General features: G+C 65.8%; 10 protein-coding genes. 6 read left to right on the plus strand and 4 right to left on the minus strand.

The window, feature by feature from the left end; all coding sequences use genetic code 11:
• Positions 1-1,413 (plus strand): FAD-binding protein (locus tag SB764_RS25290; RefSeq protein ID WP_410865390.1); only part of this gene is annotated, 1,413 nt, incomplete at its 5' end.
• Between the two features lie 29 nt (positions 1,414-1,442).
• Complete coding sequence (locus SB764_RS25295) at positions 1,443-2,144, plus strand: succinate dehydrogenase iron-sulfur subunit (protein WP_065059628.1); 702 nt, start codon at positions 1,443-1,445, stop codon at positions 2,142-2,144.
• Positions 2,145-2,230: 86 nt separating this feature from the next.
• On the opposite strand, the gene SB764_RS25300 is transcribed toward SB764_RS25295, so the two are convergent.
• Entirely contained in the window at positions 2,231-2,650 is a 420-nt protein-coding gene (locus SB764_RS25300; RefSeq protein ID WP_080180766.1) for a hypothetical protein, read from the minus strand.
• Between the two features lie 314 nt (positions 2,651-2,964).
• Here SB764_RS25300 and SB764_RS25305 point away from each other — a divergent pair, with 314 nt between their 5' ends.
• Genes SB764_RS25305 through SB764_RS25320 form a run of 4 tightly spaced genes read left to right on the plus strand, consistent with a single transcriptional unit; the run spans position 2,965 to position 7,898 of the window.
• Positions 2,965-3,708 carry a (Fe-S)-binding protein gene (locus SB764_RS25305; RefSeq protein WP_110327651.1) on the plus strand — a complete coding sequence of 248 codons (744 nt, stop codon included), beginning with the start codon at positions 2,965-2,967 and terminating at the stop codon, positions 3,706-3,708.
• Positions 3,705-5,087, plus strand: coding sequence for a lactate utilization protein B (locus tag SB764_RS25310; RefSeq protein WP_065059631.1), 1,383 nt, complete (start codon positions 3,705-3,707; stop codon positions 5,085-5,087). Before SB764_RS25305 ends, SB764_RS25310 begins: the two co-directional genes overlap by 4 nt.
• Positions 5,084-5,683, plus strand: coding sequence for a lactate utilization protein C (locus SB764_RS25315; protein WP_065059632.1), 600 nt, complete (start codon positions 5,084-5,086; stop codon positions 5,681-5,683). Before SB764_RS25310 ends, SB764_RS25315 begins: the two co-directional genes overlap by 4 nt.
• 16 nt (positions 5,684-5,699) lie before the next feature.
• Positions 5,700-7,898 carry an FUSC family protein gene (locus SB764_RS25320; protein ID WP_065059633.1) on the plus strand — a complete coding sequence of 733 codons (2,199 nt, stop codon included), beginning with the start codon at positions 5,700-5,702 and terminating at the stop codon, positions 7,896-7,898.
• Between the two features lie 30 nt (positions 7,899-7,928).
• Here SB764_RS25320 and SB764_RS25325 read toward each other — a convergent pair whose 3' ends face one another.
• From SB764_RS25325 to SB764_RS25335, 3 genes are read right to left on the minus strand one after another with little or no spacing between them, the layout of a single operon-like run.
• Complete coding sequence (locus tag SB764_RS25325) at positions 7,929-8,720, minus strand: response regulator transcription factor (RefSeq protein ID WP_065059634.1); 792 nt, start codon at positions 8,718-8,720, stop codon at positions 7,929-7,931.
• Positions 8,721-8,773: 53 nt separating this feature from the next.
• The gene (locus tag SB764_RS25330) at positions 8,774-10,891 is read right to left on the minus strand and encodes a PAS domain-containing sensor histidine kinase (RefSeq protein ID WP_110327654.1); all 2,118 of its coding nucleotides are present in this window, start codon (positions 10,889-10,891) and stop codon (positions 8,774-8,776) included.
• The gene (locus SB764_RS25335) at positions 10,888-11,259 is read right to left on the minus strand and encodes a response regulator (RefSeq protein ID WP_074985206.1); all 372 of its coding nucleotides are present in this window, start codon (positions 11,257-11,259) and stop codon (positions 10,888-10,890) included. Before SB764_RS25335 ends, SB764_RS25330 begins: the two co-directional genes overlap by 4 nt.
• Between the last annotated feature and the right edge of the window lie 306 nt (positions 11,260-11,565).

Consider the following 11,565-nt stretch of genomic DNA (forward strand, 5'->3'; position numbering starts at 1 on the left):
CGCCCGTTTGGCGGCCACACCGCCAACTACGGCGAAAAGCCGGTGCAGCGCGCCTGCGCGGCCGCGGACCGTACCGGTCACGCGCTGCTGCACACGCTGTATCAGCAGAACGTCGCCGCGAAGACCACGTTCTTCGTCGAATGGATGGCGCTCGATCTGATCCGCGACGCCGAAGGCGACGTGCTGGGCGTGACCGCGCTCGAAATGGAAACGGGCGACGTCTACATTCTCGAAGGCAAGACCACGCTGTTCGCCACGGGTGGCGCGGGCCGCATCTTCCAGGCATCGACGAACGCGTTCATCAACACGGGCGACGGCCTGGGCATGGCCGCACGTTCGGGCATCGCGCTGCAGGACATGGAATTCTGGCAATTCCACCCGACCGGCGTGGCCGGCGCGGGCGTGCTGATTACCGAAGGCGTGCGCGGCGAAGGCGGCATTCTGCGTAATTCGAATGGCGAACGTTTCATGGAACGCTATGCGCCGACGCTGAAGGATCTCGCGCCGCGTGACTTTGTTTCGCGTTCGATGGGGCAAGAGATTATCGAAGGCCGTGGCGTGGGTCCGAAGCAGGATCATATTCTGCTCGACCTCTCGCATATCGGCGCCGAGACCATCATGAAGCGCCTGCCGTCGATTCGCGAAATCGCCATTCGCTTTGCCAACGTCGATCCGATCAAGGAGCCGATTCCGGTCGTGCCCACCATCCACTATCAGATGGGCGGCATTCCCACCAACGTTCATGGCCAGGTCGTGGGCACGTCGAAGGGCTTCAAGGATCCGATCAACGGCTTCTACGCCGTGGGCGAATGCTCATGCGTGTCGGTACACGGCGCCAATCGTCTGGGCACGAATTCGCTGCTCGATCTCGTGGTGTTCGGCCGCGCGGCCGGCAATCACATCATCGATCATGTGAAAACCATTCGCAGCCACAAACCGCTGCCCGCCGATGCCGCCGACTTCGCCCTCTCGCGTTTGAACCAGCTGGAAAAATCGACATCGGGCGAGCACACGCAGGCCGTGGCGCGCGATATCCGCTCGACCATGCAGAATCACGCGGGCGTGTTCCGCACCGAAAAACTCATGGCCGAAGGCGTCAAGATGATCGGTGAGGTGGCGCAACGCGTCGGCGATCTGCATCTGAAAGACAAGTCGAAGGTGTTCAACACGGCGCGCGTGGAAGCGCTCGAAGTGGCGAACATGATCGAGGTGGCGCGCGCGACGATGGTCTCGGCGGAAGCGCGCAAGGAAAGCCGCGGCGCACACGCGCCGAGCGAGCACAAGGAACGCGACGATCAGAACTGGCTGCGTCACACGCTGTGGTACAGCGAAGGCGATCGCCTCGACTACAAGCCGGTGCAGATGCAGCCGATGAGCGTCGCGTCGGTGCCGCCCAAGCCGCGTACGTTCTGATCGCGCACGCCTGTCACAAGGAACTGGAAATGGCTAAACGCATTTTTGAAGTCTATCGCTACGATCCCGACAAGGACGCCGCGCCGCGCATGCAAACCTACGAGCTGGATCTCACGCACGAGCGCATGCTGCTCGACGCGCTGGTGAAGCTCAAGGAAGTGGACGAAACACTGTCGTTCCGCCGCTCGTGCCGCGAAGGCGTGTGCGGTTCGGACGCCATGAACATCAACGGCAAGAACGGTCTCGCGTGCCTCACGAACCTGAACGATCTGCCGCAGAAGATCGTGCTGCGCCCGTTGCCCGGCCTGCCGGTCGTGCGCGACATGATCGTGGACATGACGCACTTCTTTAATCAGTATCACTCGATCAAGCCGTATTTGATCAACGATACGCCGCCGCCCGAGAAAGAACGGCTGCAAACACCGGATCAACGCGACGAACTCGACGGCGTGTACGAATGTATTCTGTGCGCGAGCTGCTCGACTTCGTGTCCGAGCTTCTGGTGGAACCCGGATAAATTCGTCGGCCCGGCGGGTTTGTTGCAGGCTTACCGCTTTATCGCGGACAGCCGCGACGAAGCCACCGGCGAGCGTCTGGACAATCTCGAAGATCCGTATCGCCTGTTCCGCTGCCACACGATCATGAATTGCGTGGACGTGTGCCCGAAGGGTTTGAATCCGACCCGTGCCATCGGCAAAATCAAGGAATTGATGGTGCGCCGCGCGGTGTAACGAACGAGACGGCAATAAAGAACGCCCCGGCAGGTTGATCCTGGCGGGGCGTCTTCTTTATGCGACGTAAAACTTCAAACGGCGCTTCAAACGGCGATTTCGCAGGCGGGAATCACCGAGCAGCCGCTATCCATCACGAAGTTCAGCAGATGAGCGCACGACGATTCATAGCGCTGCGCGGGAACGGTTTGAAGCTGCCAGTCGTGCAGGCTCAGCACCGTCTTGAGCGCTTCGATTTCCGCGTCGTTCAGGTGCCACGCGCCCTGATCTTCCGCGCGGCTGCTGCAACGGCACAATGCGGCTTCGGCTTCCTGAAACACCTCGATCTCGCGGCTTTGATCGTTCAGGTCGCTCATCAGATAAGTCAGGTAGACGGCGCGAAACAGAAACGTCACATGCAGGCTCGCACCGTGGCGGCTACGCAGCGCTTCGAGCGCGAGATGGTTTTGCAGCGAGGTGGCCTGCACCATCGCGCCGGAGAGCGGCAACAGCTTGCTGCGGGTCACTCCCTGGCGATTGTTTTTTCTGGATCTGGAGTGGCCCATGCATTGGCTCCCTGCTTCTGAAATGAGCCTGTATTGTAGAGAAAGCCCTATTATTCAACGCCATCCGATTGTGAAAGGTGAATTTCAAAACACTCAACGATCCGGACGTGAATTGAGTTCACGGCGCACTCGATTACACGCCGTGTTACGAATGTAATCGACGCGCTCCGGCGCGAAATTCCCTCGCAACCGCGCACCGGCACACTGCTCGTTCCCCTGCATCCGGGCGGCCCGACGGCTCGCTCTCCGCAGGTTCAGTTCGAGGAGCCGATGCCATGAAAGTCGCGCTGTTTATACCGTGTTTTATCGACGCCTTCTTCCCCGAAGTGGGCGTCGCCACCCTGCAATTGCTGGAGCGTCTGGGCTGCTCCGTGGACTATCCGCTGGATCAGACCTGTTGCGGTCAGCCCATGGGCAATAGCGGCTGCGAAAAGCAGGCCGCCGCCACCGAAAATCTCTTCGTGCGCAATTTCGCCGGCTACGATTACATCGTCTCGCCGAGCGGCAGTTGCGTGCATCACGTGCGCGACCATCTCACGGCCGCCGATCAGACGCGCGACACCCACACCGTGCGCCGCAACACCTACGAACTCGTCGAATTCATTCACGACGTCTTGCAGGTGCGCGAATTTCCGTGGGCGTCGTTTCCTCACAAGGTCGGGCTGCACAATAGTTGTGGCACGCTGCGCGCGCTGCGGACCGCGAGCATGTCGGAAATCGACGAACCCTTCTTTTCGAAACCGCTCGCGCTGCTGAACAACGTCGCAGGCATCGAGTTCATCAAACCCGATCGTCCCGATGAATGCTGCGGTTTCGGCGGCACTTTCTGCGTTTCCGAAGAACCCGTCTCCGCGCGCATGGGTGGCGACAAGGTCCGCGACCATCAGCGCAACGGCGCCGAATATATCGTCTCGGCCGATTCGTCGTGCCTGATGCACCAGAAAGGCTGCTCGGATCGTCTCGGTCTCGGCCTCAAGTTCATTCACATCGCCCAGATTCTCAACGGAGCCACGGCATGAAGCGCGTCGATCATGCAGCGTATTCGAAAACGTTTATCGCCGACGAAAAACACATTGCGTTTCACGACAAGCGTCTGTGGGATTTGCGTTCCGCGCGCGATGTGGAAGTGCACGGCATTCCCGAATGGGAGGCGCTGCGTTCGCTCGCTTCGGCGATCAAGGAGCATACGCTCACGCATTTGCCCGATTATCTGGAAGAATTCGAGCGCAACGCCACGGCTAACGGCGTGACCGTGCATTGGGCCAAGGATGCGGAGGAACATAACCGCATCGTTCATCAGATTCTGCGCTCGCGCGGCGCGCGCCTGCTGGTCAAGAGCAAGTCGATGCTGACCGAGGAATGCGAAATGCGCCCGTATCTGGAGGCGCGCGGCATTGCGGTGGTGGAAACCGATCTTGGCGAACAGATCCAGCAACTCGACGACCAGATGCCCTCGCATATCGTCGTGCCCGCCGTGCATAAACTCGCCACCGACGTAGCCAAAACCTTCGCGAACAAATTCGGCACCGATCCGAACGAAAGCGATATTCCGAAGCTCGCCGAAGCGCAACGCCAGGCCACGCGCCCGCGCATTCTGCGCGCCGACGCGGGCATGACCGGCTGCAATTTCGCGGTGGCGGAAACCGGCGGCATCACCGTCTGCACCAACGAAGGCAATGCCGATCTGAGCGCCAACGTGCCGCCGCTGCATATTGCGTCGATCGGCATCGAGAAACTGATTCCCAAACTCGAACATCTGGGCGTATTTGTGCGCATGCTCTCGCGCAACGCGCTCGGTTCGCCGATCACGCAATACACCTCGCATTTTCGCGGCCCGCGTGACGGCGGCGAAATGCATTTCGTGCTCGTCGATAATGGCCGCTCCGAACGTCTCGCGATGGACGACTTCTGGTATTCGCTCAAATGCATTCGCTGCGGCGCGTGCATGAATACCTGTCCGGTGTACCGGCGCAGCAGCGGACTCAGTTATGGCGGCGTGTATTCCGGGCCGATCGGCGCCATTATCAATCCCACCTTCGATCTGAAGAAGTACAGCGCGCTGCCGTTCGCGTCCACGCTCAATGGCAGTTGCACCAATGTCTGTCCCGTGAAAATCAATATTCACGAGCAGATTTACAAATGGCGGCAGATCATTGCCGAGCAGCACGAGCTCCCGTTCGTCAAACGCGAGGCGATGAAAGTCGCCGGTCAGGTGCTCTCGCATCCGACGCTCTATCGCGCGGCCATCAAGGGCGCGGGCAAAGCCGTTGCGACATTGCCGCGCGCGGTGCTCTACAATCCGCTCAACGCATGGGGCAAGCAGCGCGAGCTACCCGACGCGCCGAAGCAGACCTTCCGCGACTGGTATCTGAAACACAACAAGAGGAACAAGTCATGAGTAGCCGCGACGCCATTCTTTCCCGTCTGCGCGAAGTCGGGCGCGCCGCGCGTCCGCTGCCGACGGTGCCGACCTACGACACACCGCCCGAAGCGGCGCTCGACACCTTCAAGACCTCGCTCGCGCGGCTCGGTGGCGTCTGGTGCGAACCGCCTGCCGACGGCGATCTCGACGCCTTCATCCGCACGCGCTTTCCCGAGGCGCGCGTGATCTGCTCGGCCACGCCCGAAGTGCGCGGCACGCGCGAGCTCGACGCCATCGCGCGGCCGCACGACCTCGCGGACGTCGACGTCGGCATCGTGCGCCCCGCGTTCGCGGTGGCGGAAACCGGCTCGATCTGGCTCAGCGAGCACGAGTATCGCGTCAATGCGCTCGGCTATCTGCCGCAGCATCTGGTGGCGCTGCTCGATCCCGATCAGATCGTCGGCAATCTGCATCATGCTTACCGGCGGCGCGATTTTTTCGAGGCGCGCTATGCGGTGCTGATGAGCGGGCCGTCCGCGACCGCCGATATCGAGGGCGTGCTGGTTCGCGGCGCGCAAGGCATCCGTTCGCTGACCGTCGTGCCGGTGCGCCAGCCGCGCGTGGCCAGCTAGTTCGACGAGGACGCGCATGATCTTTTCGATGGCCGGGCGCGCCGCGCTCCTGCGTTCCCTCTCGCATGGCCGCCACCGGCTGCCGTTCTCCGAATCGGTGCGCGGCGGCCTGATCTGCGCCGCGCCCGCCGTGCTCGCGGCAGCATGGCACGCGCCGCTGCTCTGCTGGTCGGCGATCGCGGCGTTCTGGACCTGTCTCTGCGACGACTCCGGCACGCGGCCGCGCGAGCGCATCGTCCAGGGCTTGCTGTTCGCCGTGCTCGGCGGTCTCGCGGCGGGCTGCGCGATCGCGGCGGGCGCGGTGCCCGGCCTCGCCATCGTGCTCGCGGGCGCGAGCGCCTGGCTCGGCGCGCTGGTGCGTTGCCGCGGCGCGTTGCCGGGCCTGCGCGGCCTGCTGGTGGCCACGGCCTTCGCCGTCTGCGCGGCCTTTCCGGTCCACGGATTGCAGGACGCGCGCGAGTATGCGCTGTACTTCATCGCCGGCGGCGTCTGGGCCACCGCCTGCAATCTCGCGCTCTGGCAATACAGCGCCGATACCCGCGTGCGCGCGGCAACCTTCGCCTGGCTCTATGCGCTCGGCTCCTACGTCGGCAAGCTCGCGCAGGCGCCCGACAGCCGTCACGGCGCCGCCGCGAGCCGCGCCCAGTTGCGCGCCTCGCTCGACACGATGAGCGCCGCGATCACGGCCGCGCCCGGCGCGGTCGCGCCCGCCTGCCGCCGCTGGCTGGCCGATGCGGAACAGGCGATGGCGCTGCTCGCGGGCATCGAAAGCCTGTTGCACAGCCGCCGACGCGCGCCGCAGGCGGAGGCCGAAGCGGCCACGCTCGACCTGATCCGCGCCGTGCTCGAACGGCTGGCCGAAGCCATCGACGCCTGCGCGGCCGACCTGCGCCGCGCCGCGAAGCCCGACGCCGCGCTGACCGCCGAGCGTCTGCGCCCGTTCGCCGAACATGCGGAACTCGCGCGCGAATCGGCCGATGCCGAAGCGCCGTCGAGCGATGCACGCGCGTGGCGCGAGACGTTCATGACGCTCTGCGCGCGCCTCGCGACGCTGGCCGCCGACGCCGATCCCGACAGCGACACGCGCGCCGCCGCCCGTGCCGCGGACGCCGCCGCGTCGCGCGCGAGCCAGCCGTGGCGCAACGCGCTGCACGCCGTGGTCGCGCAAGTCCGCACGCATGGCGTGTTCGCGCGCTACGCTGCGCGCCTCGCCGTCGCGGCCATGATCGCCGTGACGCTCGCGCGCTGGCGCAGCGCGGAGCAAGGTTACTGGCTCGCGCTGACGACCATGTTCATCGTGCAGCCGACGTTTTCGCAGACGGTGCGCGTCTCGAGTCTGCGCATCGGCGGGACGATGCTCGGCGCGGTGCTCGCTTCGGCGCTCGCGCTGGCGATCCACAGCCCGATCCTGCTCGCGCTCGCGATCCTGCCGCTCGCCACCGGGACGCTCGCCGCGCGCGCGGTCAGCTATGTCTCGTACATCCTGTTCCTCACCTCGCATTTCGTGCTGGTCGCGCATTTGGGCACGCCCGTGGGCGAGCCGTGGGATCTCGCGGTCTCGCGCGTGCTCAACAGCCTCGCGGGCGTCGCGGTCGGCGTGGCGGCGAGCTTTCTGGCGTGGCCCGAATGGGAGCAGCACAAACTCGGTCCCGCCGCCGCGCACGCGCTCAAGTGCGTGAGCGAGTACGTGCAGGCGGTGTTACGCGGACGCGCCTCGGAATCGGCCGATAACACGCAGCAGGAACAGCACGCCGAACAGCAGGCCGAACGCAACGCACGCGAGATCGCCGCGCTGCGTCGTCAGGCTTGCCTCGCCGTCGATGCGCTCGAATCGGTGATTTCGGCCACGCGGCTCGAATCGCTGAGCTCGAATCATCGCGCCGCGCATGCGAGCGTGCTGATGCTGCGTCTGCGCAAGCTCGTGGGCGTGGTCTCGCCGCTCGAAGGCGCGGACGCCGCGCTCGACCACGCGGACCGCGCGCGCCTGGCCGCGCTCGCGCAATCGGTGGGCGCGCTGCTGCGCGCCACGCGTGAGCAGCGCGCCGGTCTGCGCGCGCAACTGCAAGCTGCGGATTCCACCGAATCCATTGAGTCCATTGCATCCGCCGATTACGCCACGCACGCGCGCTCGTTCTTCGCGCGCCATATCGAACATGAGGTGATCGACGGCGCGCTGGCCGTCTCGATGGTGGTGCCCGACGTACTCGATGCCTGATCGAAGCGCTCGTCGCCGCGCGTATCGGCGTTAAAGTTCGCCGCTCCAGCCCGTCGCGTGAGTGAGTTTCTCGACGGGCGCCGCGAACACATAACCCGCGCCGCGCTCGGTCTTGATGAACTCGGGCCGCGCGGGCACGGCCTCGATCTTTCGACGCAAACGCAGGATCTGCACGTCGATCGAGCGGTCGTAGACATCGGCGTACAAACGGCTCGCTTCGAGCAGTTGTTCGCGCGCGAGCACGCAGCCCGGCGCGGCGAGAAACGCCTGCAGCAGGCTGAATTCGCCGTTGGTCAGCGGCACGGCCTCGCCGCGCGGCGACGTGAGCTTGCGCGTGCCGAGGTTCAACTCCCAACCCGCGAATCGATACGCGCGCGCATCGGTCTGACGCCCCGCGCCCGCCGCCGACATCGACGCGGATGCCGACGCCAGCACCGCCGACGCGGCATTCGCACGCCTGAGCAACGCCCGCACGCGCGCGAGCAATTCGCGCGAGCTGAACGGCTTGGTCAGATAATCGTCGGCGCCCAGTTCGAGCGCCATCACGCGATCGGCTTCCTCGCGCAAACCCGAGACCACGATGATCGGCAGCGCCGATTGCACGCGAATCCGCCGCGCGATCTCGATCCCGTCCTCGCCCGGCAGGCGCAGGTCGAGAATCACGAGGTCGATCGCCTGCTCCGCGAGCGCGGCCGACATGGCCTTGCCGCTGGCCGCTTCGCTCACGCGCATGCCGTTCTCGCCGAGATAGGCGGCGATCAGTTCGCGGATGGCGGGGTCGTCGTCGACGACCAGAATGTGGGGGGCGTTGGGCTCGTTCATGACGGCAAGGGCAGCAGCGCGGATGGCGATAGTCGATTCATCGCGACAGAAAATTATAGCGGCAGCGCCGCGCGGATCGCGCGCCCGAGCGCGGCGCGATCGACGGGCTTTTTCAGCACCGCCCGCACGCCCGCCGCGCGCGCCGCTTCGTCGAGCAGCGCCGTGCCGTAGCCGCTCACGAGTACGGCGGGCAGATCGGGGCGCTGCGCGTGCAGACGCTCGATCAATTCGATGCCGCTCATCTCCGGCATGGTCTGATCGGTCAGCACGAGGTCGAAGCGCTGCGGATCGGCGAGAAACGCATCGAGCGCGTCTTGTGGCGACGCGAAACCCACCGGCTCGTAACCGAGTTCGGCCAGCCATTCCTCGCCCAGTTCGACGAGCGCGCGTTCGTCGTCGACGAGCAGGATGGTTTCGCCCTGGCCTTGCGGCGCGTGCATGCTGTCTTGCAGCGTGGTTGATGCATCGATCTCACGTGACTCACGTGACGCAATGCGCTGAATCGGCAGATCGATCAGAAAACACGCGCCTTCGCCGGGCGCGCTGCGCACCTCGATGGTCCCGCCGTATTCCTTCACGATGCCGTCGACGAGCGACAGGCCGAGGCCCGTGCCCGCGCCGCGCCGCCGCGTCGTGAAGAACGGATCGAAGATGCGTTCGCGCACCTCGGGCGCAATGCCCGCGCCGTTATCGGCCACGCCGATGCGCACGTGACGCGGCGCGTGCGTAGCGTTCGCATCGCCCGCTGCCACTTCATCGACCGACACCGTGATCGCGCCTTCGCCGTCGAGCGCATGCAGCGCGTTGCTGCACAGATTCATCACGACCTGATGCAGATGCGTGGGATCGCCGAGCACGACGGCATCGGGCGCGTCGATACGCAGCGTCACGCTCACGCCGGGCGGCACCTGCGCCTTGAACAGATCGACGGTTTCCTCGACCACCGACGCCACCTGCACCGGCAGACGCGCCGCCATGCCGCTGCGGCTGAACGCGAGAATGCGCTCGACGAGTTGACTCGCGCGCGTGCCCGCGTTGAGCACCTGCTGCGCATCGCGGCGCGCGGGCGAGTCGGCGGGCAGTGCCGCGAACACGCGCTCGCCATAGCCGAGAATCGCGCTGAGAATATTGTTGAAGTCGTGCGCGATGCCGCCCGCGAACGTGCCGAGCGCTTCGAGCTTCTGGGCCTGACGCAATTGCGCTTCGAGACGCAGACGCTCCGCTTCGGCGGCGCGGCGCGCGCTCACGTCGTCGATGACGGCGACCAGCATGCCATCGAGTTCGCCCGAGCCGGACAGCCGCGAAATGCTCATCTCCGTCCAGATCACCGAGCCGTCTCGATGCACGTAGCGCTTTTCGAACGTCACGTGCGCGCGCGCGCCGCGTTCGAGTTCGGCGACCTTCGCGCGCGTGAGCGCGACGTCGTCGGGATGCGTGATGTCGTCGGGCGCGAGCGCGTGCAGCGCGTCGAGCGGATAGCCGACCATGCGGCAGAACGCGGGATTCGCGACCATGTACGGCTGGTTCGGCAGCAACATGACGATGCCGACCGGCGCGTTGTCGAACACGGCGCGCCAGCGTTGCTCGCCCGCGCGCAGGTCCGCGTTCGCGCGATCCTGGCGGCGCGCCTCGCGCATCAGCAGATAGAGCAGGACGAGCACGAACGCCGAGATCGCGACCGTGCGGGCGAGCGTGGCGTGGGTCGCGCTGCGCCAGCCGCCCAGCATGGCGTCGCGCGAGCGGCCCACCGCGACGACGAGCGGATAGCCGGGCACTTGCGCACGCACGGCGATGGTGTTGGCAATGTCGTTGGCGGCGTCGGCATCGGCATGGTCTTGAGCCGACGTCGTGCAGTTGAACGCGCGCGCCTGGCCGCTGCCTTCGATCGCGAGCGTGAGGCGTTCGTCGCGCGCGACGTCGCCGAGACCGGCCAGCAGCGCGGCGCATTCGCCCGCCGCAAACTCAGGCGACGCGGCAGGCGCATGCCCGAGCGTCTGCCCGATCTGCCCGGCCAGCACGCGCGCCACCAGTTGCAGCGTGCGTTGTCCTTCGGCGAGCGTCGCGCTGCGGCTTTGCCAGACGTTCACGCAGGCCGCCGCGCAGAGCACGAACACCACGAGCAGCCCGCCCGCGAGCGTGCTGCGATGAAACGAGCGTGTTGGCTTGATCACGGCGCCGACGCCATCAATTGCCGCACGCCCGCGACCAGCGCGGCGCAGTCGAGCGGCTTGGCGATCACGCGGTCCGCTCCGAGCTGACGCGCGACCGAGGCCGCCGTCGCCACGTTGAAGCGAAAACGTCCCGAGATCGCGACGACGCGCGCACGCGGAAACCGCTCGCGCAGCCGCAGCAGACGCGCCGCGCCGTCGCACTTGGGCTCGCCCAGATCGACGACGATGACCGCGACGCCGCCGAGCGACGCCTCGCCCGAACCCTCGCCCGCCGCGGCATGCGCGACGAAGCCCGCATCGCGCAAGGTCGACGCGATCAGCTCGCGCGTGCCGGGATCGTCTTCCAGCACCAGAATCGAATCGGACATGAGCGCCTTGATCCGGCCACCTGCCCGGCCGCGGGGCTGCGGCCCCGAAACGGGCCAGCGACGTCAGTTTACGGGAGCGCGGTTACGCGCGGGTTTCGGGCGGGCAAGCGGCGGATTACAAATGCAATCTCGGGACGGCAACCGGCGCACGACGCCGCCCGAACGGCGTTCCCGACGCTTCAAAAGCATTTCACGCCCGCGCAACTATCCTTAGCTCGATTCGATACTTCGCATCGCGGCCCTCGCCGCTTAGATTCGTAGCGCAACGCTCCTGCGCCCGCCCGGGCGACCGCCATAACAACGAAT

This window comes from Paraburkholderia sp. SIMBA_027 (assembly GCF_046535315.1).
In the GTDB taxonomy this organism is placed as follows: Bacteria; Pseudomonadota; Gammaproteobacteria; order Burkholderiales; family Burkholderiaceae; genus Paraburkholderia; species Paraburkholderia tropica.